Origin of the sequence: Acinetobacter sp. GD03645 (assembly GCF_029845285.1) — a bacterium.
GTDB classification, from domain to species: domain Bacteria; phylum Pseudomonadota; class Gammaproteobacteria; order Pseudomonadales; family Moraxellaceae; genus Acinetobacter; species Acinetobacter corruptisaponis.
In genome coordinates, this window is the sequence record NZ_JAOCLL010000003.1 from 120,300 (window position 1) to 146,781 (window position 26,482).

At 42.2% G+C, this 26,482-nt stretch carries 26 protein-coding genes and 1 other RNA gene; 18 read left to right on the forward strand and 9 right to left on the reverse strand.

Features of this window, described 5'->3' with window-relative positions; translation table 11 throughout:
* The first annotated feature begins 90 nt into the window (after positions 1–90).
* The 4 genes from N5J47_RS03255 (at position 91) to N5J47_RS03270 (ending at position 6,317) form a co-directional block, all read left to right on the forward strand.
* Entirely contained in the window at positions 91–2,586 is a 2,496-nt protein-coding gene (locus N5J47_RS03255; RefSeq protein WP_279959243.1) for a DUF5682 family protein, read from the forward strand.
* Complete coding sequence (locus tag N5J47_RS03260; RefSeq protein WP_279959242.1) at positions 2,586–3,722, forward strand: VWA domain-containing protein; 1,137 nt, start codon at positions 2,586–2,588, stop codon at positions 3,720–3,722. The genes N5J47_RS03255 and N5J47_RS03260 overlap by 1 nt, the downstream gene beginning before the upstream one ends.
* Positions 3,719–5,866 carry a hypothetical protein gene (locus N5J47_RS03265; protein WP_279959241.1) on the forward strand — a complete coding sequence of 716 codons (2,148 nt, stop codon included), beginning with the start codon at positions 3,719–3,721 and terminating at the stop codon, positions 5,864–5,866. Before N5J47_RS03260 ends, N5J47_RS03265 begins: the two co-directional genes overlap by 4 nt.
* 250 nt (positions 5,867–6,116) lie before the next feature.
* Entirely contained in the window at positions 6,117–6,317 is a 201-nt protein-coding gene (locus N5J47_RS03270; RefSeq protein ID WP_267980952.1) for a hypothetical protein, read from the forward strand.
* 63 nt (positions 6,318–6,380) lie between these two features.
* Here N5J47_RS03270 and N5J47_RS03275 read toward each other — a convergent pair whose 3' ends face one another.
* Complete coding sequence (locus N5J47_RS03275) at positions 6,381–6,761, reverse strand: MerR family transcriptional regulator (protein ID WP_279959240.1); 381 nt, start codon at positions 6,759–6,761, stop codon at positions 6,381–6,383.
* A 99-nt stretch (positions 6,762–6,860) separates the two neighbouring features.
* Here N5J47_RS03275 and N5J47_RS03280 point away from each other — a divergent pair, with 99 nt between their 5' ends.
* The 3 genes from N5J47_RS03280 (at position 6,861) to N5J47_RS03290 (ending at position 11,814) form a co-directional block, all read left to right on the forward strand.
* Positions 6,861–9,584, forward strand: a complete 2,724-nt coding sequence (locus tag N5J47_RS03280; RefSeq protein WP_279959239.1) for a heavy metal translocating P-type ATPase — start codon at positions 6,861–6,863, stop codon at positions 9,582–9,584.
* A 156-nt stretch (positions 9,585–9,740) separates the two neighbouring features.
* The gene (locus N5J47_RS03285) at positions 9,741–10,979 is read left to right on the forward strand and encodes a putative solute-binding protein (RefSeq protein ID WP_279959238.1); all 1,239 of its coding nucleotides are present in this window, start codon (positions 9,741–9,743) and stop codon (positions 10,977–10,979) included.
* Between the two features lie 85 nt (positions 10,980–11,064).
* Positions 11,065–11,814 carry an NAD(P)-dependent oxidoreductase gene (locus N5J47_RS03290; RefSeq protein ID WP_279959237.1) on the forward strand — a complete coding sequence of 250 codons (750 nt, stop codon included), beginning with the start codon at positions 11,065–11,067 and terminating at the stop codon, positions 11,812–11,814.
* A gap of 15 nt (positions 11,815–11,829) precedes the next feature.
* On the opposite strand, the gene ssrS is transcribed toward N5J47_RS03290, so the two are convergent.
* The 3 genes from ssrS to N5J47_RS03305 all read right to left on the reverse strand — a co-directional run bounded on the left by ssrS (position 11,830) and on the right by N5J47_RS03305 (position 12,966).
* Positions 11,830–12,011, reverse strand: a non-coding RNA gene (ssrS, locus tag N5J47_RS03295) — 6S RNA.
* A 113-nt stretch (positions 12,012–12,124) separates the two neighbouring features.
* Positions 12,125–12,409: a cell division protein ZapA gene (locus tag N5J47_RS03300; RefSeq protein ID WP_279959236.1), complete on the reverse strand. Its 285-nt coding sequence runs from the start codon at positions 12,407–12,409 to the stop codon at positions 12,125–12,127.
* 2 nt (positions 12,410–12,411) lie between these two features.
* Positions 12,412–12,966: a hypothetical protein gene (locus tag N5J47_RS03305; protein ID WP_267980945.1), complete on the reverse strand. Its 555-nt coding sequence runs from the start codon at positions 12,964–12,966 to the stop codon at positions 12,412–12,414.
* Between the two features lie 66 nt (positions 12,967–13,032).
* Between N5J47_RS03305 and N5J47_RS03310 the strand changes: the two genes are divergently transcribed.
* The 6 genes from N5J47_RS03310 to N5J47_RS03335 all read left to right on the forward strand — a co-directional run bounded on the left by N5J47_RS03310 (position 13,033) and on the right by N5J47_RS03335 (position 18,575).
* Positions 13,033–13,665, forward strand: coding sequence for a UPF0149 family protein (locus N5J47_RS03310; RefSeq protein ID WP_267980944.1), 633 nt, complete (start codon positions 13,033–13,035; stop codon positions 13,663–13,665).
* 69 nt (positions 13,666–13,734) lie between these two features.
* Positions 13,735–15,057: a Xaa-Pro aminopeptidase gene (pepP, locus tag N5J47_RS03315; RefSeq protein ID WP_279959235.1), complete on the forward strand. Its 1,323-nt coding sequence runs from the start codon at positions 13,735–13,737 to the stop codon at positions 15,055–15,057.
* A gap of 56 nt (positions 15,058–15,113) precedes the next feature.
* Positions 15,114–15,584, forward strand: coding sequence for a hypothetical protein (locus N5J47_RS03320; protein WP_279959234.1), 471 nt, complete (start codon positions 15,114–15,116; stop codon positions 15,582–15,584).
* Positions 15,585–15,712: 128 nt separating this feature from the next.
* Positions 15,713–16,924, forward strand: coding sequence for a 2-octaprenyl-6-methoxyphenyl hydroxylase (ubiH, locus tag N5J47_RS03325; RefSeq protein ID WP_279959233.1), 1,212 nt, complete (start codon positions 15,713–15,715; stop codon positions 16,922–16,924).
* Positions 16,921–18,153 carry an FAD-dependent monooxygenase gene (locus N5J47_RS03330; RefSeq protein ID WP_279959232.1) on the forward strand — a complete coding sequence of 411 codons (1,233 nt, stop codon included), beginning with the start codon at positions 16,921–16,923 and terminating at the stop codon, positions 18,151–18,153. The genes ubiH and N5J47_RS03330 overlap by 4 nt, the downstream gene beginning before the upstream one ends.
* A 173-nt stretch (positions 18,154–18,326) precedes the next feature.
* Positions 18,327–18,575 carry a hypothetical protein gene (locus tag N5J47_RS03335; protein ID WP_005202358.1) on the forward strand — a complete coding sequence of 83 codons (249 nt, stop codon included), beginning with the start codon at positions 18,327–18,329 and terminating at the stop codon, positions 18,573–18,575.
* Between the two features lie 23 nt (positions 18,576–18,598).
* Here the strand turns inward: N5J47_RS03335 and N5J47_RS03340 are convergent, their stop codons facing one another.
* Positions 18,599–19,048, reverse strand: a complete 450-nt coding sequence (locus tag N5J47_RS03340; RefSeq protein WP_151716217.1) for a MerR family transcriptional regulator — start codon at positions 19,046–19,048, stop codon at positions 18,599–18,601.
* Between the two features lie 61 nt (positions 19,049–19,109).
* Here N5J47_RS03340 and N5J47_RS03345 point away from each other — a divergent pair, with 61 nt between their 5' ends.
* The gene (locus N5J47_RS03345) at positions 19,110–19,751 is read left to right on the forward strand and encodes a cation transporter (protein WP_279959231.1); all 642 of its coding nucleotides are present in this window, start codon (positions 19,110–19,112) and stop codon (positions 19,749–19,751) included.
* 23 nt (positions 19,752–19,774) lie between these two features.
* Here N5J47_RS03345 and N5J47_RS03350 read toward each other — a convergent pair whose 3' ends face one another.
* Positions 19,775–20,152, reverse strand: coding sequence for a hemin receptor (locus N5J47_RS03350; protein ID WP_279959230.1), 378 nt, complete (start codon positions 20,150–20,152; stop codon positions 19,775–19,777).
* Between the two features lie 23 nt (positions 20,153–20,175).
* Positions 20,176–21,018 (reverse strand): 16S rRNA (cytidine(1402)-2'-O)-methyltransferase, encoded by an 843-nt coding sequence (rsmI, locus tag N5J47_RS03355; protein ID WP_279959229.1) that lies wholly within the window; start codon positions 21,016–21,018, stop codon positions 20,176–20,178.
* Positions 21,019–21,034: 16 nt separating this feature from the next.
* Here rsmI and N5J47_RS03360 point away from each other — a divergent pair, with 16 nt between their 5' ends.
* From N5J47_RS03360 to N5J47_RS03375, 4 genes are all read left to right on the forward strand, one after another.
* Entirely contained in the window at positions 21,035–21,970 is a 936-nt protein-coding gene (locus tag N5J47_RS03360; RefSeq protein ID WP_279959228.1) for a penicillin-binding protein activator, read from the forward strand.
* A gap of 12 nt (positions 21,971–21,982) precedes the next feature.
* Positions 21,983–22,387: a YraN family protein gene (locus N5J47_RS03365; protein ID WP_004678091.1), complete on the forward strand. Its 405-nt coding sequence runs from the start codon at positions 21,983–21,985 to the stop codon at positions 22,385–22,387.
* Between the two features lie 69 nt (positions 22,388–22,456).
* On the forward strand, positions 22,457–23,164 hold the full coding sequence (locus tag N5J47_RS03370; RefSeq protein WP_279959227.1) for a BON domain-containing protein: 708 nt from the start codon (positions 22,457–22,459) through the stop codon (positions 23,162–23,164).
* Between the two features lie 3 nt (positions 23,165–23,167).
* Positions 23,168–24,040 (forward strand): alpha/beta hydrolase, encoded by an 873-nt coding sequence (locus N5J47_RS03375; protein ID WP_279959226.1) that lies wholly within the window; start codon positions 23,168–23,170, stop codon positions 24,038–24,040.
* Positions 24,041–24,058: 18 nt separating this feature from the next.
* On the opposite strand, the gene nudC is transcribed toward N5J47_RS03375, so the two are convergent.
* Positions 24,059–24,814 (reverse strand): NAD(+) diphosphatase, encoded by a 756-nt coding sequence (gene nudC / locus N5J47_RS03380; RefSeq protein ID WP_279959225.1) that lies wholly within the window; start codon positions 24,812–24,814, stop codon positions 24,059–24,061.
* Positions 24,814–26,460: a chemotaxis protein gene (locus N5J47_RS03385; protein ID WP_279959224.1), complete on the reverse strand. Its 1,647-nt coding sequence runs from the start codon at positions 26,458–26,460 to the stop codon at positions 24,814–24,816. Before N5J47_RS03385 ends, nudC begins: the two co-directional genes overlap by 1 nt.
* Positions 26,461–26,482 lie beyond the last annotated feature (22 nt).

A 26,482-nucleotide genomic window follows, 5' to 3' on the forward strand; every position in this document is an offset into this window, starting at 1 on the left:
ACACGTAAACTTTTGTTTTAGCGATACAAAGTGTGGCTGTGCAATAAAATGCTTCTGCAAGCTCTTTTAATGAATGGTTAATATAAAGATATGACGATACCTCAACGCTTACGACAAGCCTTAGAATGGCAAAAGGCTTTGGCTGAAAAGGGTATTCATTTTTTACCGATTCGCCATCATAGTCCAGCCTGTGCATACGCTACGTTACAGGCATTACAGCAGTTGCAAGCTACGCATGTGCTGATTGAAGCACCGCGTTCATTTAACCGTTTAATTGCAGATTTACAACATCCAGACAGTCAGCCGCCCTTGGCCGTATTGTGTCAAACCGAGATCATTGAACGGAATGTTGATGCTGTAAATGAGGAAACGATTGAGCAGAAACAAAGTCGTACGGCCTACTATCCATTTTGTGATTATTCACCTGAATGGGTCGCGTTACGTTATGCGCCAGAAATCAATGCCAAGGTTGAGTTTATTGATTTGGCATGGAGCAGTCAGGTTGAGCATGAATTACAGGCTTTTGCTGAACAAACATGGCAAAGCCGTAGCCTACAACAAGAGCGCTATTTAGCGCATAGTCAGTATTTACAAGCTTTAGCACACAAGTTGCATTGCCGTAACCATGATGAACTTTGGGATCATCTATTTGAGTTAAAGCCCAAACAGGAAATGAATGACTGGCAAAACTTTTTCCATGAAGTTTTGGTTTGGTGTGCCATGTCTCGTCTGGACTATGAAGACAGTGTGTTGGAAACTGATGCCTCGCTGATTCGTGAACAATGCATGTTGCAGAGCATTTTAGAGTGCTATGAGAATAATAAGGGCACAATCTGCATTATTACAGGGGGCTTCCATACCTTGGCGTTAATTGAGGAATTGGCAGCACAAATTCTCACGACAAAACCAAAGAAAATCAAAAAAATAAAGTCAGCTGATCAGGAGGATCAAGCTTGGTTAATTCGTTATAGTTTTGATCGTTTGGATGCTTTAAATGGTTATGCTTCAGGGATGCCATCACCTGCATTTTACCAACGTTGTTGGCAGCAAATGATGGATGATTCTGCAAATGAAGTTGAACAACGGCAAACCTTGACCGTTGAGTTGCTTTCTGATTTTTCTAGGCAATTGCGTGAACAACAGATTTTAGACAGTAGTTTTATTACCGTTAAAAATGCTACCGAACAGGCCATCAGGTTAGCGACTTTAAGAGAGCATCATTTAATCAGCCGTTTCGACTTGATTGATGCTTGCCAAAGTAGTTTTGTCAAAGGCAGTCTAGATGAAGGGCAGCAAGCATTCCAGCATTTACTGCGCCAGATTTTAAGTGGGGCACATTTAGGGCAGGTGGTTCAATCTACTCAAACGCCGCCACTTTTAGCACAAGTCTATGAGTTGGCCAAAATCCATCGTTTTAAACTGGATGAAACCACCAGCAAACGCGCGAAACTGGATGTGTTCCGCAATCAGAAACATCGTTTACGCAGTCGTTTTCTGCATTTACTGGATTTTTTACAAGTGGGGTTTGCCAAATCCGTGAGTGGTCCAGATTTCTTGGGAGGTGGACGTTTACATCTGCTGTTTGAAGAATGGGACTATGCATGGACGCCGCATGTTGAAGCTCGATTGATTGAGTTGTCAGAATTAGGAAGTGATCTCAATACCATTGCTATAAAGAAGTTATTGCAACTGAAAGAGACTTTTTGTCAGTCTGGACAAGGGCGATCTTCACATCTTGCGGTACAGCTTTTAATTCGTGCAGCATTGATGGGATTACATAAACAAATCCCGATTCTTTTTGCGGAAGTTCAACAGTATTTACCCAATGATCCTGATTTGGACTCGGTCATTCAATGTGGGCAAAAATTATTAAATTTATGGACAGGTAAGGATTTTCTGGCTTTCCAACAGCAGCCTGAACTAAAAGCGTTGTTGCAACAGGTGATTCCAAGCGCATTGTTCTTGCTTTCACAATTGGCAACGCCACCCGCAGATCAACAGCAGCAGATTCTCAATCAAGTGTTGCAGTTACGCAATTTGTCTAAACAGATTCAGCGCGTGGTTGGTGGTGAGGCTGATTTGTTGGCGCAGTTCTATCAAACCCTGGCGCGTTTACATACCGATTGGCAAAAGCTAGATGTGTTGGCTGGTGCAGTGGATGCGTTACGTTTTATTGATGGTGATTTCGCTGAGCTAGACTTGCAGCAATCGATTCAGCAACATTTTGGCATCGGTGCAAGCCCTGAACATGCAGTGGCATATCTGTCTGGCATGATGCAAAGTGCTCCTGAATTATTATTGCGTTATCCTGCTATGGCACAGTTACTGAACCAGCTTTTGTTGCAGTGGGATGAGGCTGCTTTTGTCACGATTTTACCTGATCTGCGCCAAGCATTTACCCATTTTAAACCAAAAGAAACGGCAGCTTTTGCGGAACAAATTGCACAGTTGAATGATGTTTCAAGTCTGGATATTTCTCAATATATCAGTGAAGTGTCGCAGGCTGAAATGTTGCAAGGCGTGCAGTTAAATCAACAACTACAGCAGTTTTTAGTTGAGCAAAATTTACAGGGTTGGTTAGCGTAATGGATGATTCAAATTCTAAAGACCTTGCAGCCCGTTGGCGTTTAATTTTAGGTCGTTATAGTGATCGGGCATTGAATCAAGTGCAACTCGATGCAGAACAACTTCGCTTGGAGCGAACCCTCGACTATTTATACAACCGAGAGTATGAACAGCGCGGACATGTAGCGGGAGAATCACGTCATGGTTCACTTGATGATTCACAACTCACTGCAATTAACTGGCTCAATCAGGCACGCAAACTATTTCCACAAAGTACCTTTGAGCGTGTACAGACCCAAGCAGTTGAACGGTATCAGTTAGATGCCTTACTCAAAGATCCGCAAAGTTTAAAAAGTCTGGAACCCACACCTCAGTTGGCAAAGGCTTTATTGACTATGCGTGGGCGAATGAATGCGCAGACCCGAGAGGCTGTTCGAGAGATCATTAAAACGGTGGTGGAGCAGATTGTTGCACGCTTAAAACCGAATTTTATCAATGCGATTCATGGTCGTCGTAACCGTTTTCGTCGTTCATTGATTGCCAATAGTCAGAACTTCGACTGGCGACGTACCATTCGGGAAAATCTAAAACATTATAACCATGATCTAAATAAGCTGATTATTCAACAGCCATTCTTCAATGCACGGGTACAGCGTCATTTACCTTGGACGGCGGTGTTGTGTGTGGATCAAAGTGGTTCGATGATGAACTCGGTGATGTATAGTGCGATTTGTGCCAGTATTTTGGCGAGTTTACCTGCTGTTAAAGTGCATCTCGTACTATTTGATACCAATATCGTGGATTTGTCGCATATGGCGCATGACCCTGTTGAGGTATTGCTAACGGTGCAGTTGGGCGGCGGAACAGACATTGCCAAAGCAGTGAATTATTGTGAACGTTTTGTGACTCAACCCAATCGGACTATTTTTACCTTGATTAGTGATTTTGAAGAGGGCGGTTCAGTGGCGCATTTGCTGAATGCGATCAGTCGCTTGCAAAGCCAGCAGGTAAAATTACTGGGCTTGGCCGCTTTGGATGAACAGGCAAATCCAGTGTATGACATTCAAATGGCACAAAAACTCAATGAACGAGGCATGTCTGTGGCAGCTTTAACACCTGAACATTTTGCGGAATGGATGGCCGAGGTGATGCAATGAGCTGGCAACAACAATATTTGGCTTATGATCAAGACAGCCTTGCAACCTATGCCAATGCTGGCTTGGTACGCCGTGCCTTAAAGGATATTGAAGCGCAAAAGGTCACTTTACAGGCTGAGCAAGCTGAACAGATCACGATTGAGAGTGATGGCCAGCAAGTGTGTTTATCGGCTACAGGCTTGATCAATGCATCATGTACTTGCCCTGCAACAGGTGCATGTAAGCATATCGTTGCCGCAGTACTGTATTTACAACAACATCTACGAAATCCAGTTCAGGACAATACTGAAAACCAGATCCAAGATACACCTGAATTGGTTGAGATTTCGGTTGTTCCATCTAGCGAACAGCCTCAAGTAAGTTTAAATAAACCCAACCTTATTGAAGAGATTCTGGTATTCGATTTAAGTCAACTTGCCAAGAAAATAGGCAAAGCCCAAACCCAAAAAGCGATTAAATTTGCTCGTCTTTGGCAGCAAGAACAGCAAACGGAATTGTTGGAAGAGGGCTACCGCTTAAAAATTCGGATCAAGAGTTTGGCTGAGGACATCATCTATGTCGCGGGAGCAGGTTTCACAGGTATGCTGTCTAATCTGGAAAAAGATCAACCTGCCTACTATCTGGCTGCTTTAAGTGAAGTTCAGCGTCTGCAAGGAAAATTGTGGGCTGAACTGGAACTGAGTGAAGCAGAGAACCCTGCGATTTTAAGTGAGAGTGAACGCCAGTTTATTGTTGAATTAAAAGATGATTTAGCGCAATTGCTTGAATTTGGTCTATCCCATGTCAATGAGATGACTGCACGTCAACTGCATTTACTCAATATGTCAGCCCGTAGTGAATCATTGCCACGTCTAGCAGCAATGTTAAGACAACTCAGCGGGCAGGTGGGCCGACTGTTAAATCGTGATGAGCACAGTTCAGAACATGATACGCTACTGTATTTGGCACAGATGAGTGCTTATCTCTATCGGTTGGAACATGCACAAGGTGAACAGCTATTAAAATTGAGAGGGAAGCTGCGACAGCATTATCAGCTCGATGAAGAACAAGCTGATTTGGAGCTTTTGCCTTTAGGCGCACGTTGGTGGCGGACGCTTGGGGGAGCACGCGGGATGAGCCTGTATTTTTCAGAATTGGAAAATCCTAAAACTTTTGAAGTCACTTTGGCACGTGCTGAAAATAATGACCCAAACTTTACCCGTCATAATGCATGGTCACAGCAGAGTATCTGGATGCTGACAGCCCAACAACTGATGCAGAAAAAAGTATGTTTGCAGCAACCTCGGTTTAGTGAAGATGGACGTTTATCTGCATCAGGAACAAGTCGTGCCTTGCCTTTAAATAGCCTAAGTAAGCTTGAAGACTTTAGTTTCTACCAAAAGATTGGGTTCAATGATTGGCGGACATTACAGCAGCATTGGCAGCAACAGTTACAGACTATAGACGGAATTGATCAAATCGTACTGCTCAATATCTCTGCTTATGACATTCCTCAAGTAGATGAAATTGAACAATGCTTGTGGTGGACGGTTTATGACCAAAACCGATCAACATTGCATTTGCGTTTGGACTGGAAAATACAAGACTTAGAGAAAATTCGTCAGCTTGAACGCTTATGTACCCAAATGCTACAGGCCCACTCTATTTTTGGATACTGCCAAATTAAAGGGCATCAATTGGTTCTATCACCCATGAGTTTGTTGATCACTCAAAATGGCAAGACTCGACTGTTTAACCTTGATTTTGACCAACTGGCTGAACCAAAAAGGACCTTAAAAGAAAGTATCGTTGGACGTATTGAGCAACTGTTGGCAAAGAAAAAACAGCAGCAAGCTAAACTTGCTTCTACCCAGATGAGTTTGAGCCAGAAAGTGTGTGAACCAATTTTGGAGGTATTGCTCAGTCTCAGTTGTTCAGGACGTATGTTGCTGAGTGCATCACAGATTGAAATCCTACAGCAGCAACAACAGTTGGCACAGGATGCGGGAATGAATCTTTTAGTCAAGCAAATCAGCTTAATTTTGGATACTTCTCAACTAAATTCAGCGATGCTTTTACGTTTGGTCTATGTGTGTGACTTGGTTTTAAGAATGCAGGTTTTTTTGCCAATACAATTAAATATTGATAATAAAGCATTAATTTGAACTGCCTTTTTTTGCACAAAATGACATTTTTTGTCAAATGTCCGACAAAAAACATTTACTTGCTTAAAAAATAGGCTAAAATGCCCAGCGTGAAATAGCATCATAAGATGTCAGTTTCATGTATTTATATAATTAAAATGAGTGTTTTGAAGTGCGAATAGTTCTTATAAATAGACGATTCGAGAGGATATAAAATTATCGACTTTATAAAAATACTCAGAATTTGCTAAACAATTGTAGAGGGAAAACGATGTTGGAATCTAAAAATCTAATTGTGCTTGATCAAATGCTTGTCCTAACCAAAGAGGGCAAAAATGACTTGGTCTATGAAAATGATACCCTACTTAAGGTAAAAATGATTTCGAATCAACATATCGTAGTAGAAGATGATCAACAGACCAGTTTCCTGCTCAAACAGCGGGATGAAAATGTAGTTTGGTCATTTGTATAAATAACAAAATCGCAGGCACCTGAATATAATCATCAGGTGCTTGTCATATAAAATAAGTTCAATTTATTGTTTAAGTTCCATCAATATCGGGCAGCAATCATTTTCTGTGGTTTTACATTCATCTAGCCAGCTTGAAAGCCTTTGTTTTAGTCCCTGCAATTCCTGTATCCGCTCATCTATCTTGCTTAAGCGTTGTTCAATCACATGCCTTACCTGAATACGATCTTCCAGATTTAAGGTAAGTAATTCCTTGATTTCATTCAGTTGTAGGCCAGCATCTTTGGCTTTCTGAATAAAGCTTAAGGTTTCCACATCCTGTTGATGATAGTAACGATAGCTTTGTGTGCTCTCAGGTACACGCATTAAACCTATACGCTGATAATAACGAATGGTTTCGACGTTGATGTTGCAGGACTTTGCCAGTTTACCAATGGTCAAGTTCATGTGCCTGTTCCTTAAAAATAGCCTGAAAAAATGCTTGACTCTGTACCTGGGTACAGACTTTATCCTATAACCATCAAAAAATAAAAGATAGGTGTAGTGATGACTCAGCAACAAGCTTCATCATGCTGTTCAGGTCAGAAAACAGCAATTGTTTATGAATATACTGATCCTGTATGTGGAATGCAGGTGGCTGAAACGTCGAAGCATTATTTTGATTATCAGGATATTCGTTATTTATTTTGTTCAGCGGGCTGTCAGCAAAAGTTTAGTACGCAGCCTGAAAATTATCTAAGCCTTAAAGAAGAGCAGCAGGCAGCTTCATCATGTTGTTCCAAAGAAAAGCCAGTCAAGCAAACGTCGTGTTGTGGTGGAACTGAATTGGAACAGAAAGATGAGCCTGTCGAAAACTTATCCTGTTGTACACCAAAACTGACTGAGCAAAAAAGTAATTCATGTTGCGGCGCTAAACCAGAAATATCACCTGTTAAAGAAGAGGTAAAAAATTCCTCATGCTGTGGTGGAGGGCAGCATCAACACCAGCATGAAGCAAATAATCATCAAACCGAGATTGATCCTGTCTGTGGGATGTCAGTCAAAACCAGCACAGATTTAAAAACAGAATATCAGGGGAAAACCTATTATTTCTGTAATCCATCCTGTCTGGATAAATTTCAACAGGACCCTGAATTTTATTTAACTCCCGCTGATCAGCGTCCAGTTCCCGAGGGAGCAATGGATATGGATTATACCTGTCCGATGGACCCTGAGATTGTACAAAAAGGCCCAGGCACTTGCCCAATCTGCGGCATGGCACTTGAACCGATGCAACCCACTTTGGATGAGGGACCAAACCCTGAACTGGTGGATTTTAGCAAGCGTTTCTGGACAACCTTGCCACTTAGTTTATTGGTGATGATTCTGGCAATGGGTTCGCATATTCATGTCTTTATCTCACCGCATATACAGCCTTGGATTGAACTGGTGTTAAGCCTGCCTGTGGTGCTCTGGGCGGGTTATCCAATTCTACAACGCTGTTGGGTGTCCTATAAAACAGGCCATCTGAATATGTGGAGTTTGATTGGGGTTGGGGTACTTGCAGCATTTATTTATAGTGTGATAGCAACCATTTTCCCAGCCTTGATTCCTGTAGAAGCCAAAACAGGGCATGGCGTGGCAGTGTATTTTGAAGCAGCTTGTATGATTGTTTCGCTGAGTTTGTTGGGACAGATTCTGGAACTGAAAGCACGTTCACAAACTGCCAATTCCCTAAAAGCCTTGTTACGTTTACAGCCAAGCAAGGCTAAACTGGTTCAACATGATCAGGTCGTGGATGTCGATATTGCCATGGTCAAACAAGGTGATATTTTACAAATTTCATCGGGTGAACAAATTCCCCTTGATGGCGTGGTGGTGGATGGAAAAACTTATGTCGATGAGTCCATGATGACGGGTGAGCCAGTTCCTGTGAAAAAGGAAAAGGATGACCGAGTGATTGGTGGAACCATTAATCAACAAGGTTCTATCCGTATCCAGACGACTGCGGTGGGGACCAATACCACATTGGCAAAAATGATTCAGATAGTTACCGATGCACAGCGTTCCAAAGCACCATTACAACGGATTGCTGATGTGGTGGCAAAGTATTTTGTGATTGCGGTACTCAGTATCAGTGTTCTGACTTTTATTGCATGGATGGTTTTCGGTCAGGCACAGTTTGATCTGGCGTTGATGTGTGCGGTTGCGGTGCTGATCATTGCCTGCCCATGTGCATTGGGCTTGGCAACGCCAATGTCGGTGATGGCAACCACAGGCCGTGCCGCGCAGAAAGGGGTGTTGTTTAAAGATGCGGAAGCGATTGAAGCATTGAGCAAGGTCAATACCCTGATTATTGATAAGACAGGAACACTGACCGAGGGCAAGCCAAGCCTTAAAGAAATTCAGCCACTCTCTCAAACCTTTACCCAGACGCAAATTGAGTTGTGGATTGCCTCCATTGAGCAGTATTCGACCCATCCGATTGCACAGACCTTAACCAAGTTGGTGGATACAAACCAGTTATTGAATGTTACTGATTTTGAAGATGTCACAGGTTTTGGTGTGAAAGGTAATATTGAGGGCAAGACCTTATATATTGGCAGCCAGAAACTGATTGAACAGTTGGGCTTAACATTGGGAGATGCTTTAGGCAAGCAGCTTGATCAAAAACGCTCACAGGGTGATGTCATTAGCTTCCTGATGTCAGAGCAAGAGGTGATTGCCTATGTTTCGATTCATGATGCAATTAAGGACAATGCCAAAGCCGTGATTGACCAACTACATGCTGATGGAATTGATGTGATCATGGCAACAGGTGACCACGATAAAAATGCGCAGATGGTGGCACAAGCATTAGGCATTAAAAAGGTCTATGGCAACCTTGATCCAAAACAAAAACTGGAGATTGTGAAACGGGCACAGGCTCAGGGCAAAATCGTGGCAATGGCGGGTGATGGTATTAATGATGCGCCTGCACTGGCACAGGCCAATGTCGGCATTGCCATGGGTACGGGCACGGATATTGCCAAGCAAACGGCGCAGGTGACTTTGGTTAAAGGTGATATTCAGGGCATTGCCCAAGCTGTTCATATGGCCAAACTGGGCGTGAAGAATATGAAGCAGAACCTTGCTTTCTCCTTTGTCTATAATGGATTGGGTGTACCTGTCGCAGCAGGATTATTCTATCCACTGACGGGTTTATTGCTTACGCCAATGTTTGCAGCCGTGGCGATGTCACTCAGCTCATTGTCTGTGGTGGTCAATGCGCTACGATTAAATAAATCTTAGTCAATTCCCTTAAATAAAACCCTATTCTCATCAGTTGAGAATAGGGTTTTATTTTTGACTCAACTGACATGATCCAAATAAATACAGTCAATTCTATTTTTATGCTTTAGCCGTAACTTGAATAAAACTATTGGGAAATAGCTAAGGATAGCAAGTATGCAAAACAATAAATTCACCAAGTTTATGAAATCATTTCTCATCTCAACTGTGATGGTATCTTCACCATTGTTGATGAATACCAGCCATGCTGCCCCTGAGGGAAAGCTGGATTTAACCCTTTCAGCGCACTCACAAAATAAAATCAAGCAACTGTTAAATGATCCAAAAACATGGCAACAGATTCCACAACAGGTCACCTTATGTGTATTTTCGCCCAATGGTGAACACAGTGAGGCTTTCGAGCAGGCCACCAGCTATATTACTGAAATTCCGAGAATGGTCCGCGTAGCCAAGCAGTTTGGCGTGAATATGAATGTGACTCGACCATCGCATTTGCAGTTTAAGCTGGATTTTGATTATCCCAAGCTTAAAAAGTCAGCTTCAACTTTGGTGAATTTAAAAGTTTATACCAATGAAGCGGTACTCACCGAAGACTTCCGTAGCAAACGCTGTGATGGAGCAGGAATCAGTAATTTACGCGCCAAACAGTTCAACAAGTTTGTTGGCAGTATTGATGCAATTGGGGCACTACAAACCTATAAGCAGCTTAGTGCCGTGATTCAGGTTTTGGCCAATCCAAAATTTGATGAAAAAATGATAAACAAGGATTATGAAGTGGTGGGTATTGTTCCACTTGGTGCGGCCTATATCATAGTGACAGACCGCAATATCAATACCTTGGCTAAGGCGGCGGGTAAGAAAGTTGCCGTTTTCCAATTCGATGAAACACAAAAGAAACTGGTACAAAATGTCGGGGCGCAGCCTGTATCTGTGGATTTAATCAGTGTGGGTGGGAAATTTAATAATAAAGAAGTGGATATTATGGCAGGGCCAGCCATTTTGTTTGAACCGCTTGAACTCAAGAAAGGCATGACCGATAAATCAGGCAAGGTGGTCGGTGGTATTATCAAGTTTCCTGTGATTCAGGTGACAGGTACGCTTATTATGCAGCGCAACAAGTTTCCAGCAGGCATGGGCAGTATTGCACGGGAAATTATCTCTAAACAGCTCACACCAGCGTTTCAATTTGTCGATAAGATCGAAGCAGACATTCCTAATCAATATTGGCTAAGCCTGAATGAGAGTGACAAGCCTGGCTATGTCAGATTGATGCGTGAAGCACGTATTCAAATGACCAAAGAGGGTTTTTACGATAAGGATATGATGAAGTTGCTGAAGCAGGTACGTTGCTCACAAGAGCCAAGTAATTATGAATGTGCAACAAGTGATGAATAATAGATAATCTGGATTAGAAACATCAGCGATAGAATAATAGTCTTAATACGGACTTAATCTATCGCTTTTTTATGTGGATATGATGATGAAAAAAACGACTCAGCCATTCGATAAACAGCCAATTATTTTTATTGCTGGAGCTACAGGTGCCATAGGTTATAAACTTTGCTTAATCCTGAAACAAAAGGGTTATGTTGTTTATGGTATGACCCGTTCAATTGAGAAAGCGAAATTTCTGGAGGCTATCGGGGTTATACCTGTAATTGCTGATATTTTTAATGATCAGCAGATTAAGGAAATTATAGAAAAAATTACTCCAGATGTGGTGATCCATCAACTGACTGATCTACCTTATGGCCTGAATCCCGCTTTAATGGAACAGGCAAGATTGAATAATGCAAGGATTCGTAAACTCGGTACACGTCATCTGCTTCAAGCATTAAGTAAACTTCAATGCCGATTCATCGCACAAAGTATCGCATTTGCCTATGTTCCCGATCAGCCATTTTATGATGAAAGTTCAGCGCTTGACTTGAATTCCAGTCATCCTGTACTAAAGCTAAATGCAGAGGGTATTTGTGCATTGGAACAACAGGTCATGGAAAGCGATGTGGATGCCGTCATTTTGAGATATGGAAAACTTTATGGAAATGCGACAGGTTGTTTGGCCGCTGAATTGTGTAGGATTCATGTGGATGCGGCTGCTTATGCTGCATATCTGGCGATTGAAAATGGACAGGGGATTTATCAAGTTGTTGAAGATGATTTAATTTATCGAAATATAAAAGCTAAACAGGAACTGGGTTTTAATCCAGACTATCGGTTTAAATTATAATTTTATTTAAAAATAAAATGCTCCAGAGGTGCCGCTGCATGGTCGTTACCCTGAACCCGATGAGTTCAAGGTGGAGGTGACGTATACTTAATGGGTTTCCTACTCAAGGCAGGCATACACTCAAAATACACAGAACACATCCATAAATTTAAGTATCGGCAGGGGACTAGACGTACTGGCGAACACCCTAGAGACAGTTTTAGTATAACGGATCTTTACACGATGACAATCCTTGCAGATCAATTATCTGTAAAGATACTTACCAATTGATGGGGCTTTGTGCAAATAATCTTAACATTTAAGTATTTTTCTACACAGTCTGTTCCACATCTTCCAAAATGGTCTGGAGCAGGTGTTCACAATGTGCATATTCCTGCAAAGATTTATTCAGGCTAAACACTTCCTGAGCCATTTGCAGTGCAACCATAATCACAAGTTTGTTATGTTCAACACGTGGGGCATTACGGCGCATATCATGAAATTTCTGGTTCAGTAATTCAGCAGCACGTTCCAGTTCCTCACGCTTTTCTTCAGTCGTGTTCAGCCGAAACGTCTGTTCAATTAGGCGAAGTTCGACAACAATCAGTTCACTCATGATCAGGTCTCCTCTTGTGTTTCAGCATTTGGGTGGGCGAGTTGCTGAATCTCTTGTGCATGTTGATCCTGGGCTGTACCAAGAACAGCTAGGCGCTGGATAATCGCCTCAACTTTAGACTTTGCCAACTCATTTTTCTGCAACAAGCGGTCACGGTCCTGCTGCAAGTCCTGAATTTCTTGTTGGCTATGACGTTGCTGTGCCTGTAGTTTTTCCTTGGTGACACGTAGATCATTACGTTCCGCCAGAATTTCCTGAAAGCGATTTTTAAGATCAGTGGTACTTTTCTCTAAACGTCCATAACGTTCAGCCAAAGTTGTTGCATCAGTATTCAGTTGTTTAAATTGATCTTGTAACTGAGTCAGTTGTTCAGTTAAGTTATCAACTTCTTCCTGCTTTTGCGTGATGATGCTATTTTTCTGCACAACTTGTGCATGATGATCAGTTTCAGCGAGTTGTTTGGCTTCAGTGAGCGATACATTTTCTCGCTCTAAATGATGTAAGCGTGTTTTTAAAACACCAATATGCGCTTGTAGACGCTGTAATTGTTCTAACATAACGAAGGTCGCACAGAGTTGCAATCAAAGGTAATATATACAGCAGTATAGAGATTGGATAAACGAATGCAAGACGATATTTCAGGTTGGACGGAATGGAATACCCATTTTGATGGGATTGAGGAAATTTCAAGCCCTAGTGAGTTACATGGTTTACTCACAGGTATAGTTTGTGTGACACAGGCGCCGACCTCCGATGAATGGTCACAAATATTAAACACCCTGAATGTGCCTGCTTTACAGCCAGAGGCGCTGGAAAGCCTGACAGATGAGGCGGAAGATGTTTCCCATGCTTTATCGGATGATGAGCTGGATTATCTACCATTATTGCCAGACGACACTCATTTGCTTGCAGACCGTGTTCAGGCATTGGCGGATTGGTGTGCTGGTGTGGTTCTTGGTTTTGGTTTGGCTTCGGGTCATATTCGTGCAGAAGAACAAGAGCTGATTGAACATTTACAAGATGTTGCTGCTGTTGAGTTCGAAGATTCAGACAATGATGAAGAAGGCGAGGAAAGCTATCAGGAACTGTATGAGTTTGTACGGCTGATTCCTGTGAGTCTGTCGATTGGCCGTAAAAAGATTGCTGTAGCCGAAAGCTCATTACTACAAAACTTCCATGCAAAAAGTAAGAATCAGGGTGATATTGGCGACGCACAAAATGTCGTTGAAATGTTTACCCCACATCGTCCGAGTTAACTCGGGCGGTGCCTTAACAGCTTATAAATAAAGATACTTACAATCATTCATCTTCATCAGAAGGACAATATGAAATTAAGTCAAGCCGATTTTAAACAACGCCGTGATCTTCTTGCTCAACACATAGGCAGCAATAGCATTGCCATTATTGCGACTCGGGCAGAAATGTATCGTAACCGCGATGCGGATTATAAATATCGTGCAGACAGTAGTTTTTATTATCTGACTGGATTTGCAGAACCAGAAGCTGTTGCTGTGATCGAAACCTTTGCAGAGGGCGAGGAATATAGCTATAGCTTATTCTGTCGTGAACGTAATCGTGAGATGGAAATCTGGAATGGTTATCGTGCGGGTATGGATGGTGCGATTGAAATTTATGATGCAGATGAGGCTTATGCAATTGATTTGTTGGATGAAGAAATCATCGACAAGCTTTTAAATAAACAGCGTCTTTATTATCGTATTGGGCAGAATGCTGAATTTGATGCGCGTGTAAGCCAGTGGATTCAAAAAGCGGATGCACAACAACGTCGTGGTGGCGCTGCACCCGCAGAAGTGGTTCAATTGGATCGTATTGTTGATGAGATGCGTTTAAAAAAATCGGCGCAAGAAATTGAGCTGATGCAGATTGCTTCCAATATCAGTGCTGAAGCGCATACCCGTGCCATGCAAAGCGTAAAACCAGAGATGATGGAATACGCGCTTGAAGCGGAACTGAATTATATCTTTGGTAAAAATGGCTGTGTTCCATCGTATAACAGTATTGTTGGTGGTGGTGAAAATGCCTGTATTCTTCATTATGTTGAAAATAACAAGCCCTTAAAAGATGGTGATTTAGTTCTGATTGATGCAGCGTGTGAATATGAGTTCTATGCGTCGGATATCACCCGAACTTTCCCCGTCAATGGTAAATTTAGTCCTGAACAAAAAGCGTTATATAACGTGGTTCTTGAAGCACAACTTGCTGCAATTGATGCAACCCGTATCGGCAATCACTATAAATATCCGCATGAAGTTGCTGTTAAAATTTTAACCCAAGGTCTGGTTGATCTTGGTTTACTCAGTGGTAATGTGGATGAATTGGTTGAAAGCGAAGCGTTTCGTCAATTCTTTATGCATGGTACAGGGCATTGGCTCGGTATGGATGTACATGATGTCGGTGCATACAAGACAAGTGAAGACTGGCGTGTTTATGAAGCAGGTATGGTCGTGACCGTTGAACCAGGCTTATATGTTGCACCAGACGATGAAACGGTTGATGCAAAATGGCGTGGTATCGGCATTCGTATTGAAGATGATATTGTTGTGACTGAAAATGGACCGTTAGTTCTGACCAAGGATGTAGTGAAAACGGTTGAAGAGATTGAAGCATTAATGGCTCAAGCAGAATAAAAAATCAAAAGGCTTAAATGGAGTTAAGCCTTTTTATCATTTAAAAGAGAATAATAATGAGTGAATATGCTCCACAATATACGTTTAAAGAGCGAGTAAAAATAATTGCGTTACATAGCTTATGGGTTTTACCTATTCTATTTTTATTTATTTCAATCCTATATTGGATTGAATCTATCATTTTTTGGGCGGCATGTTTTCCATTTGGATATGAAATTTTATTTTATGGTGTAATGGTTGTTTTTCCTTTAATTGCATCTACTGTTCTTCTTTTTATTTGGTGGAGAGACTGTTTCCCTGTTTTTTTATTTAAACAGTATCCTGCTCCTCATAAAAAAACGATACGAAAAATTAAATATTATTATGGGAAATGGGCTGTTTTTATGGCAGTAATGAGGTTTATACATGCATCTTTCTTATTGTTGCCTGCAATTTTTGGAATTTGGTATTTAGATATTATGTTTAATTTACCAGATTCAGAAAACTGGATGAAGATGAGTAAGGCGGTTTGTTCTGTTTCATCATAGACTATTGTATAAGGGGACTATGGAAATTATTAATAAAATACACAGCGCAAACAAAGCCTACACTCCATTTTTGCTTGTGCTTAGAGTAAGATAGTTGAAATGACGAAAAAGTGATAAGGAATAACGATATGCAGCAACAAGTCATCATTGTCGGTGGAGGTATGGTTGGACTCAGCCTTGCCTTAATGTTGGCAAAATCTAATATCGCAGTAAAGCTATTAGAAGCTGTGAAATATCCAAATTACGATGATGAAAATGTTGCCCCTTATCATTCCAGCTTTGATGCGCGTAACACCGCATTGTCACGCCGTAGCGTACAGATTTACCAAAAATTAGGTTTGTGGGAAGCCTTACAGCAACATGCCACGCCAATTCTGCAAGTGCATATTACCGAGCAGGGTAGCTTTGGTAAGGCTCGTTTGGTGGCAGAACAAGAAAAAGTAGAAAGCTTTGGGCAGGTGATTGAAAATGCTTGGCTCGGTCGTGTATTGCTGACTCAGGTTCGCCAGCAGCCTCTGATTGAATTGATTGATGGTGTGCAAGTGACTTCATTGACTCAAGATGTAGATCAGGTACACATCGAAGCCATACGTAATGGTGAATATATACATACTTTAAAATCTAGATTGGTGATTGCTGCTGATGGTCGTGACTCTTTCTGCCGACAAGCGATTGGCGTAGGTGTCGATGAGTATGATTATGATCAAGTGGCTATTGTCACCACTGTACAGACCTCAAAACCTCATCAGCACGTTGGTTTTGAACGTTTTAGTGCATTGGGACCATTAGCTCTATTGCCTTTACCAGGTGAATACCGCCGTTCAGTGGTTTGGCCTGTGAAAAAAGGCACTGAAGCCGAGTGGTTAGGTGAAGACAATGATCAGCACTTCCTTGATGCTTTACAGCATACCTATGGTGATCGTGCTGGTAAATTTGAAAAAACGGGTAAGCGTTTTAGCTATCCATTGGCTCAGGTTTTGGCACATAAACAGGCCGTTGGGCGTGTAGTGCTAATGGGGAATGCGGCACATACCATTCATCCCGTTGCTGGACAAGGTTTTAACCTGTGCTTGCGTGATGCAGATGTACTGGTTCGTTTCTTAATGGAACAACTGGCAAAATCAGATGATATTGGCGCGCCTGAAAATTTACTCGCCTATGAGCAAGCACGATTAAAAGACCAACAACGTGTCATTAAATTCTGTGATTCAGTCGTTCGCAGCTTTAGCAATCAAAATCCAGTGCTGAAATTATTACGCAATACCGGACTGATTGCATTTGATGTAATTCCAGGAATTAAGCCTTTGGTTGCCAATTATGCGATGGGACTAAAAGCATGAGTGAAATGTTAGATGCTGTCATCGTTGGTGGTGGATTAGTTGGTGGTTTAACAGCTTTACTGCTAGCGCAAGGTGGGGTGCAGGCGACGGTGCTGGATGCTGCACCTGTGCTTGATCAAGAAAAAACGCTGGCTGTGATGAATCCGCGTGTATTAGCACTCAGTCAGGCGACGATTCACTTACTCAAAACAGTCAATGTCTGGAATGATTTAGCGCGTCAAATGCCATATTCAGGCATGCAAGTTTGGAATAAAAATGGCTATGGTGAAATTAATTTTGGCCATGCCTCTGAACAGCAACCTCAATCAGATCAGGCTTTAGGTTCAATGGTCGAGCCAAGCGTTTTGAATGTTGCGATTCAACAAAAAATGCTGCAACAACTTAAAGACTATCGAACCCAAGTCAAAGTCATTCGGATCGAACAAATTCCACAAGGCTGGTCAATTCAATTGGCAGATGGTACAACACTAAAAACCAAGTTGCTGATTGGTGCAGATGGTGCAAATTCTTTTGTACGTGAGCAGGCGTATATTGATCTAGATGTATTGGATTATAAGCAAGCCGCGATCAGCTGTGCGATTAAAACCACGCGCCCGAATCAATATGTGGCTCGACAGATTTTCCTACCGACAGGACCATTGGCCTATTTACCGATGGCAAGTCTTGATCCTCAAGAAAACGGTTATTGGCAGTCGATTGTTTGGACTTTACCTGATGACTATGCCGATGAATATTCAGCACTCAGCGATCAAGCGTTTATGCAACTATTGACGCAAGAAAGTCTACATATGTTGGGTGAAGTGGTTGATGTGCGTTCTAGAGCACAATTCCCATTAAAAGCACGTGCCGCTCAGCGTTATATTAAATCGGGTCTGGCATTGATTGGTGATGCCGCACACGTGATTCATCCTTTGGCTGGACAGGGGGTGAATATTGGCTGTTTAGATGCTGCGGTATTGTGTGATGTATTACTACACGATTTAAAACGTGGTGTGTGGGCCAACGAACAAACTTTATTGCGTTATGAACACCAACGTAAGGGGCAAAATGATGCCATGATGCATAGCATGTCTGCGATTGGATGGATTGAAAGTTCAGAATTATTTCCTTTTGTTTGGGCAAGAAATTTTGGTCTGAAACAGGTTGAACAGTTCGATTGGTTTAAGGATCGTTTTATGCAACAAGCCAATGGATTAGGAACATTGAAAGACACACAATATGCATGTTAAAAAATAGTAGATATTTTTTAAACAATCATTTATAAATCAGAGTGAATTTGGTCATAAAAAGTACGTTTTAACAAATATTGTGCTTTGCTAAATCTGAAGAGCTTGCTAAATTCCACCTAGTTCTGATGGCCAAATAGCGATGATGAGAGTTGAGTCATTGTGGGGAGATGAAGATGACGGAAATGAATGATTACGACGAAAACACAGAAGATTCTGCTGTAGACGACGAAGAGGCGAAAGCGGCGGAAAGTGGTGCAGAGAGTGAAGAATCGAGCGCCAATGACGCTGATCTTGCTGAAGCGGAAACTTTAACCGTGACTGCGAAGCAGAAACAGCGCCAGGCTTTAGAAGATGAAGTGGCTGCGTTTCTTGCACGTGGTGGGCGCATTACTGAAGTTCCGCCAGGTGAGCATCAAGATTAAGTCTGAATTGACATAAAAAAGCATCACGGTTGTGGTGCTTTTTTATGTTGGTGTGACTCATGTTCGCACTCAAGTGGTTGGTGTAACTCTTTTAAAATGCCACATTGTTCAATGGTACGATGTTGTGAACATTGTTGTTTTAAATGGCTTAGATCTTGTTTGAGATGTTCCAGATTTTTAATCTTCTGTGAAACCTCGGCAAGATATTGATCAATCAGATGATCTACCTCCATGCAGGTTTGATTCGGATCTTCGGCTAGACCCTTAAGCTTTTGAATATCTTGTATGGTGATGCCCAGTTCTCGGCAGTGTTTTAAAAATAACAATTCTGAAAGCATTTGTTCCGAATAATGACGGTAATTTCCTGCCGTTCGTTGGGCTTTTTCCAGCAACCCAATTTTTTCGTAATACCGAATCGTATCTACAGATACACCTGACTTTTTTGCCAATTGTCCAATGCTAAAACTGATCATGCTTGACTCTGGAGTTACTCTAGGGTTTTAAATCACTATAAAAGATTATGTGAGAAAAGTCATGGCAGGGTGTGGTTGCAATACAACATGTTCACCAACACAAAAAATTAGTCCAAAGTTTAGAAAGGCTTTGTGGATTGCGCTCGTTCTAAATGCATTGATGTTCTTCGTAGAGATTATTGGAGGATCACATGCACGATCTGTGTCATTGTGGGCAGATGCGCTAGATTTTGCAGGTGATGCCGCTAACTATGCCATCTCATTGGCAGTGCTATCCATGACCCTGTATTGGCGAGCAACCGCAGCTTTACTGAAAGGGATTACCATGGCCGCATTTGGTATTTTTGTGATTGTTAAAGTATTCTGGTCATGGTGGCTAGGTGTAACACCTGAACCAATGCTCATGGGGGCGATTGGTGTACTGGCATTGGCTGTCAATGTTATCTGTGCATTGATGCTCTATGCATTCCGTGATGGCGATGCCAATATGCGCTCGGTATGGTTATGTAGCCGTAATGATGCCATTGCCAATATTGCGATTATCGTCGCAGCTGTTGGTGTATTTGGAACTGGGACTATGTTCCCTGATTTATTGGTGGCTTTTGTGATTGCTTATCTTGGTGTTTCTTCTGGTTTGGTTGTGATTAAGCAGGCGAAAGCAGAGCGTAAGCAGGACCGTCATAGTCTAGGAATAAAAGTCTGATTTTAAAAGGGTAGTTTTTAGGGCTATTTTTTTCTGAGGATATGTTGGATATAGTGCTCAATATCTTCCTCTCGATAGCCCAGCAATTGTCCAATTCTTCGCTCAAGCTCTGGCACAAGCCCAGCTTTTGGTTGATTGAGGGATTGTTCAATGACAGCCATTAATTCATCCACTTGTTCTATTGCAACATTTTTATAAATAAGAACATTTTCTATCTGTATATTGGGGATACGAGTTGTGGTCATCTTAATTCTGGATTTTAAAATGCCAGATTCAAGATAAGGCAAAAACTCATCAGGAATACCCTCATAAAAAAAGGCAATTGGTTTTTCACCAGAAAGCAGCAATTCAAGTTCTCTGCCTTCATGGGGACCTAACATGGGTAATGAGTCTATAGCCATTTCCTACGTATCTTTTGTAAGTATTATTTATTATCTTGAGTCAATTCCAAAGCGCGTTGATAAGCCACTTTCTTTTTAATACCTGTTAAATCAGCAGCCAATTGTGATGCCGCTTTTACCGATAAATCCTGTAATAAGCGTTTTAACAACTCATCCAGTTTATCCTGCTCCATATCTTTTTCCGCAGATGCTCCACCAACCACAACCACAATTTCACCTTTTTCCTGGTTGTGATCATTTTCAATAAATGTGACCAATTCTTTTAAGGTCATTTTTTTGATGGTCTCAAAAGTCTTGGTAATTTCACGGGCAAAACCGACAGGACGGTCTTCCCCAAATACCTCAGCCATATTTTTTACACTGTCTAAAATACGATGCGGTGCTTCATAGAAAATCAGGGTTTGAGTTTCATCTTTTAATTTTTCAAGCTGGCTAATCCGTTGCGATGCTTTGGATGGTAGAAAGCCCTCAAAGCTAAAACGGTCACTTGGCAAGCCAACCGCACTTAATGCCGCAATTGCAGCACAGGCACCAGGTACAGGAATCACACGAATGCCATGTTCCTGAGCTGCACGAACCAGTTTAAAACCTGGATCACTAATCAGGGGCGTGCCAGCATCACTAATTAAGGCAACATTTTCACCATTTAGCATTTTTTGGAGAAGTTGATCAATTTTGTTACTTTCGTTGTGATCATGACACGCTGTTAGCGGAGTTGAGATATTATAGTGCTTGAATAATTGAGCAGATTGACGAGTGTCTTCTGCTGCAACCACCGATACAGACTTTAAAATATCAATTGCACGAAAGGTCATGTCATCCAAGTGCCCAATCGGGGTTGCTACAACAAATAATTGAGCACTCATAAAAGGTAACTCCCTCATGTCTTACAAAAAATATTGGCTGCTACTGTGTTTGGCAGCATGTATGAGTCCAGCCTATGCGGACGTACTGGTGATTTTACCTGAATCTGGCACGATGGCGCGAGCAGGCCAGAGCATCAAACGTGGTTTCCTGAGTGCTTATACAGCATCTGGCAGCAAAGAAAAAATTATTTTTGTAGATTCCGCAAAAAATAGCATTGACTCAATTTTTAAGAAAAAAGTCACCAATAAGACCAGACTGATTGTTGGGCCATTGGCAAGACCTGAAATTGAAAACGTTATACAGCTTAGTCCCAAAATTCCCGTACTGGCCCTCAATGATGTCAACACACAGTCAGCCAATGTCTGGCAATATAGTCTGGCCAAGCAGGATGATGCGGTTGCCCTCAACCAACTACTGAAAAAAGATGGGGTGAAAAAACTATTTGTTTTACGCCAGACAGGAACTGAGTCAGCCACTGAGCTTTTTTTAGTGGCATTGATGGCTGAGTTTGGTTCAGATATTGAAATGGTCAATCAGTTACCGAAAAAACTCTCCAGAAAAGAGGGTGTGTTGCTATTGGGTGACCATCAATGGATGGAACAACTGGGATCATTACCTGAGAAGAATATTTATGCGACACCCCTGAGTATTGAACAGGGGCAGTTCATACCTTTGGGATTGAGTTTCTGTGATGTACCCGCGTTATATAATGGTCAATGGGCAGATTTGATTGAAGCCTACAGGGAACAGCCTGAAAATATGGCATTTCAACGTTTGCTGGCTTTTGGGGGGGATGCATGGAGCATGAGCCAACAGTTCCTTGAGCAAACTGGACAGGTGCAGTTCTCTTTTGTTGGGCGCACAGGTGCAATTGAGCTAAAAGACCATAAAATCTCTAGGCAGCCTTATTGTTATAGACAGCAAAAAAATAGCATTGAAATTTTAAAATAAGATATGGGCACAATGGAACAGCAGAAACATCTTTTGGGACAGTGGGCAGAACAAACAGCATTGCTATTTTTACAGTCCCAGCAGTATCAATATGTCAATAAAAACTACCATTCACGTTTTGGAGAAATTGACCTGATTGTCAAACGCGACAATGAGCTGGTTTTTGTGGAGGTGAAAGCCCGTTCAGCAGGCAGTTATGCAGAGGCCTGTGAAGTGATTTCGTATTCACAGCAACGCAAGATTATCAAGACGGCCCAGTTCTTTTTACAAAGATATCCCAATTATTACAATTTTGACTGTCGTTTTGATGTGATCTGTTTTGATTTTCCACAGAAACTTGCAAAAACAGTACAACCAGATTTTTCAAAATTGCAGTATGATCAGCAATGGATTAAACATGCGTTTACTTTGGATTGAGATACGGTTGAGTCATTTCAAGACAAGTGCAGTAGATTGAACAAGTTAGTGGATAGGGAGTCTTGCCAAGTGTTGAAACGTTTAACGATGACGTTGGTTTGCGTTGCAAGTTTATCGGGATGTGCGAGTTTTATTTCTGGTGGAACAGGATCGGCGCCTGTTGGTACAAGCAGTGGTGAACGTAGTCTAGGGCAGGTTTTTATTGATTCTTCAATCAAGCGTACTGCAAATATCAACCTATACAAACTAGACCATCGCTTTAAGCAGTCACGCATCAATATTGAAAGTTTCCACAGTAATGTTTTGTTGACTGGCCAGGTTCCTGATCCTTACTTAAAACAGTTGGCGGAAGATAACCTGCGCGCCATGAGCGATGTTAAGGCGGTTCACAACTACATCACTGTAGGCGATAAAGTAAGCTATAGCACCATCATGCAGGATGCCACGGTAACGGCGAACACCCGTGGCCTACTGATGAAAGCACCTGTGGTTTCTGACAGTAAGGTACTGGTGCATACTGAAAATGGTGTGCTGTATGTGATGGGGCGCCTTAATACCGCTGAAGTGAAAGATTTGGATGATGTCTTACAAAAAGTGGGCAATGTGAGTAAAATTGTCACGCTGATTGACAACATTGATCAATCTTCAGGGACGATGAACTCATCTGCTGCCACGCCAATGGTCGGTGCAGCGACAACACAGCCTTTAGTTGAAACACCAGTTGCAATTGATCCTGATCAAGATGAACCCGTGACGACGACACCAACCGCACCTTAATTTATGAAGCAACTTATTCAGCAAGTACAAGAAAACGTGATACGGGCGAAAAACTTATATCAGGAATTTCGCCTGTATGATTTTGCCAGCTATTCAATCAATTATTTGACGCCAAAGGACACTTTTGAAAAAGAAGAGCATTTGGCTTACGGTTTAAAAGCAAGACAGCGTCTGGATTTATATCGCAGTAAAAATGCCAAAAAGCAAAGGCCATTGATTGTCTTTGTACATGGCGGTTCATGGCAGCATGGCAATAAACGTGATTATTTGTTTATTGGTGAGACATTCGCACGTGAGGGTTATGATGTTGCGGTGATCAACTATCATCTTGCGCCTGAACATATCTTTCCAGCCTTTATTGATGACCTTGCGCAGGCCATTCATTATTTGACCCAAAATCAAAACAAGCTGAATATCTCAACTGACAACATGATTCTGATGGGGCATTCGGCAGGGGCCTTTAATGTGATGTCGGTTGTCTATTCAGCCCAGTCACAAAACTTTAAATATAAAGACCAGATCAAGGCGATTGTGGGTCTGGCTGGACCTTACCATTTTGACTATGTGGGCGATCCTTTATCCGAACATGCCTTTGACCAGAAGATTTCCTATCAGCAGGTGATGCCTTATTACTTTATTGAACCGAACCAAATCAAGCATTATTTGCTGGTGGCGGAACAGGATCAGTTGGTGGAAAGAAAAAATACGCTTGATCTGGATATTGCCTTGAGACAAAAGGGCAATCATAGTCATATCGCCGTGATTCCAAAGACAGGTCATATTACCATCGTGGCAACACTTGCCAGTTTGATGAGCCATTACTTCAAGACCAAGCGCACCATTCTGCATTTTCTCGAAGAGGCGTTAGAGTCCTAAAGACTAAAAAAGCATCTTTTAGGATGCTTTTTTACTTTCTATGACCTGCATGATCATACTGTGGGCAATACTGCCTTTAAAAGGAATTTCAGGCAATTGGTCAAACTTGAAGAATTGTGCATCACTAATTTCTTCAAGTTGGAGCTGAATGTCACCTGAATCATATTCTGCATGAAAGGCGATCATCAGGTTGCTTGGAAATGGCCACGGCTGACTTGACATATAGCGGATGTTTTTAAGCTTGACACCGACTTCCTCAAACGCTTCCCGTTGCACCGCCTCCTCCAGTGTTTCACCAACCTCAACAAATCCCGCGATCAATCCGTACATATTGCCATAATGCTTATGCGCTGATTTTGCCAGCAACACTTCATCATTGCCTTTGGTGATAATGGTAATGACACAGGGCTGCACACGTGGGTATTGATGATAGCCACAGGCAGGGCAAACCATAGCATATTCTTTGGGATGGATTTCCGTGGCATGTCCACAGTGGCTACAGAATTTATGGTTACGCCGCCATTCAAGCAGTTGCACCGCACGGCTGGCCTGTAGAAATTCTGTTGTGGACCATAACTGGATCAGTTCCCGAATTGGAATCAGTTGATAGCCATCGGGAACAGATTCATGTTCAAGCAGATCACGTGCAATGACATGATCATTGTGATGGATGGGGAGGTCACTTGCTAACTTTTCAACCTTTGGCAGTTGCAGGTTTTCATCAACTAACAGTTTCTGGTGCTGAAAAATATAAGCAAGTGAGAGCTGAGTCATTATGCGGCGATGCTTTGTAATTGCTGACTGCTTGATAATGCCACATCAAACATGGATTGCAATACGGGTTGTTTATTCTTAAGGTTATCCACCAGTAAATCCAGACCTGCAACCACATTTAAAATGCAGTTCACCTGCTCTGCGTCCAAAGCCAGATTCTGGTTTAAGCGATTCTGGGCAAAGTTCGCCGCAGTCAACAATGCTGTCTGTTGAGCAGAACTGCCAAGGAACAGGGCAGCACCTGATAACTCCTTAAGATACTCTGGCAATGCCTCTAGGCTATGTGCGGCTGGATCCTGAACATACAGGCTTAGGGTTTGGGTCAGTGTCTCAATCAGTGTTTTTGTCTCAGTCAACAACGCCTTATGTGCTTCATCTAAACGGTCTAGTGAGATATGCATGTTGTTGACACGCAACTGCAAACGGCTAGAGGTGTAGTTACGTTCCAAAATGCCGATTGAGTTCATCGACGCTAAAATACTGTTCATCAACTGCTGTACTGAAGCCACATCCGTTAGTGTATTGGATTGACTGAGTTTTTCAGCCTGCTGGATCAGCTCTTTTGCCGCCTCGTTCAGGTTAAGCACCTTGAACACATTCGCAAGCTGGTTCAGCTTCAGTTGTAGCTCCTGAGTTTTCTCAGTTGACATATTCTGATGATTGTATTCAATTTCATTACGAATCTGCGCCATTTCATTGGTCATCAACTGGCTGATGGTATGAATGGTTTCATAGTCAGGGCCATACAAATGACGGCTGAGCACCTGCAACTGGGTATCGCTTAATAACTCATCGCCAATGTTGAGCTGTTCACGGATATGCTGGGAAACATCATCTTCCTGACTAATGCAGATGCTGAGAATATCTGCAAGATCGCTCAGGTTGGTTTGGTAGGCAGACTGCTGTGCCAGGAATTTGCCAATATTGGTTTCAACCTGAATCAGGGTGCGTAAACGCGCTTCGGTGATCAGCAGTTCTTCAATGTGGCTTAAACCAACATTGACCAGTTGCCAGTATTGCTGACTTGGAAGATTTGAAGCCATGCCCGCAAGGTAGACACCAACAAGCTTGATGCCCTGCAAGTCCAGTGGCGTTTCCGCCTGCTTGATCAGTTTGTTTAGGCATAGCTTGTAAAGCTGGTGAATATATTGGGATTGTTCCAGACTTGGCGCCTGTGGCAGGTTAAAGTTTGGTGTGATGCAGTCCAGCAAAGGCTGAATGGTCTGGCCTTCTTTGGTGATTGGTTTTCCCAGCGCCTTTTCCAAACGGTTCAGGGTATCAAGCAGGAACTGGGGAACCTTGACTTCACGCAGGCAGATAAACTCGATATAGCGCTTCAGCATAGTGGTGCCTTCACTGAGGGCAACCACATCACTGGTTTTGATTTGCTGCGGTTGAGCCATGATCTTGCGCATCAACTCAGCCGAATACTGGGTGATCTGTGACAAATGCGGCATATCAATCAGGGCAAGCACCTGTGTGCATTGCTCAAACTGATTGAGTGCGTCATCAATACCAAAAGGTAAGGCTTGTTCTTCAGCAAGCGTATTAACTGCTGTCTCCACCAATTTAATCGAATTGTCGATTTCATTTTTTATTATTAGTAATGCCGTTGGGTCGAAATGAATCGAGGTTTGGTAAGACATATGACCTACACCTTTCCTGAGT

Bases quoted from the DNA above. Each gene is read 5' to 3' on its own strand.
- N5J47_RS03360 (WP_279959228.1), top strand. From the start codon at position 21,035: ATGTCTTACAAAAAATATTGGCTGCTACTGTGTTTGGCAGCATGTATG.
- N5J47_RS03255 (WP_279959243.1), top strand. From the start codon at position 91: ATGACGATACCTCAACGCTTACGACAAGCCTTAGAATGGCAAAAGGCT.
- N5J47_RS03270 (WP_267980952.1), top strand. From the start codon at position 6,117: ATGTTGGAATCTAAAAATCTAATTGTGCTTGATCAAATGCTTGTCCTA.
- N5J47_RS03260 (WP_279959242.1), top strand. From the start codon at position 2,586: ATGGATGATTCAAATTCTAAAGACCTTGCAGCCCGTTGGCGTTTAATT.
- N5J47_RS03310 (WP_267980944.1), top strand. From the start codon at position 13,033: ATGCAAGACGATATTTCAGGTTGGACGGAATGGAATACCCATTTTGAT.
- N5J47_RS03305 (WP_267980945.1), bottom strand. From the start codon at position 12,966: ATGTTAGAACAATTACAGCGTCTACAAGCGCATATTGGTGTTTTAAAA.
- N5J47_RS03350 (WP_279959230.1), bottom strand. From the start codon at position 20,152: ATGGCTATAGACTCATTACCCATGTTAGGTCCCCATGAAGGCAGAGAA.
- N5J47_RS03290 (WP_279959237.1), top strand. From the start codon at position 11,065: ATGAAAAAAACGACTCAGCCATTCGATAAACAGCCAATTATTTTTATT.
- N5J47_RS03300 (WP_279959236.1), bottom strand. From the start codon at position 12,409: ATGAGTGAACTGATTGTTGTCGAACTTCGCCTAATTGAACAGACGTTT.
- N5J47_RS03375 (WP_279959226.1), top strand. From the start codon at position 23,168: ATGAAGCAACTTATTCAGCAAGTACAAGAAAACGTGATACGGGCGAAA.
- nudC (WP_279959225.1), bottom strand. From the start codon at position 24,814: ATGACTCAGCTCTCACTTGCTTATATTTTTCAGCACCAGAAACTGTTA.
- N5J47_RS03265 (WP_279959241.1), top strand. From the start codon at position 3,719: ATGAGCTGGCAACAACAATATTTGGCTTATGATCAAGACAGCCTTGCA.
- N5J47_RS03345 (WP_279959231.1), top strand. From the start codon at position 19,110: ATGGCAGGGTGTGGTTGCAATACAACATGTTCACCAACACAAAAAATT.
- N5J47_RS03330 (WP_279959232.1), top strand. From the start codon at position 16,921: ATGAGTGAAATGTTAGATGCTGTCATCGTTGGTGGTGGATTAGTTGGT.
- N5J47_RS03280 (WP_279959239.1), top strand. From the start codon at position 6,861: ATGACTCAGCAACAAGCTTCATCATGCTGTTCAGGTCAGAAAACAGCA.
- pepP (WP_279959235.1), top strand. From the start codon at position 13,735: ATGAAATTAAGTCAAGCCGATTTTAAACAACGCCGTGATCTTCTTGCT.
- N5J47_RS03340 (WP_151716217.1), bottom strand. From the start codon at position 19,048: ATGATCAGTTTTAGCATTGGACAATTGGCAAAAAAGTCAGGTGTATCT.
- N5J47_RS03285 (WP_279959238.1), top strand. From the start codon at position 9,741: ATGCAAAACAATAAATTCACCAAGTTTATGAAATCATTTCTCATCTCA.
- N5J47_RS03365 (WP_004678091.1), top strand. From the start codon at position 21,983: ATGGAACAGCAGAAACATCTTTTGGGACAGTGGGCAGAACAAACAGCA.
- N5J47_RS03385 (WP_279959224.1), bottom strand. From the start codon at position 26,460: ATGTCTTACCAAACCTCGATTCATTTCGACCCAACGGCATTACTAATA.
- N5J47_RS03335 (WP_005202358.1), top strand. From the start codon at position 18,327: ATGACGGAAATGAATGATTACGACGAAAACACAGAAGATTCTGCTGTA.
- N5J47_RS03275 (WP_279959240.1), bottom strand. From the start codon at position 6,761: ATGAACTTGACCATTGGTAAACTGGCAAAGTCCTGCAACATCAACGTC.
- rsmI (WP_279959229.1), bottom strand. From the start codon at position 21,018: ATGAGTGCTCAATTATTTGTTGTAGCAACCCCGATTGGGCACTTGGAT.
- N5J47_RS03320 (WP_279959234.1), top strand. From the start codon at position 15,114: ATGAGTGAATATGCTCCACAATATACGTTTAAAGAGCGAGTAAAAATA.
- ubiH (WP_279959233.1), top strand. From the start codon at position 15,713: ATGCAGCAACAAGTCATCATTGTCGGTGGAGGTATGGTTGGACTCAGC.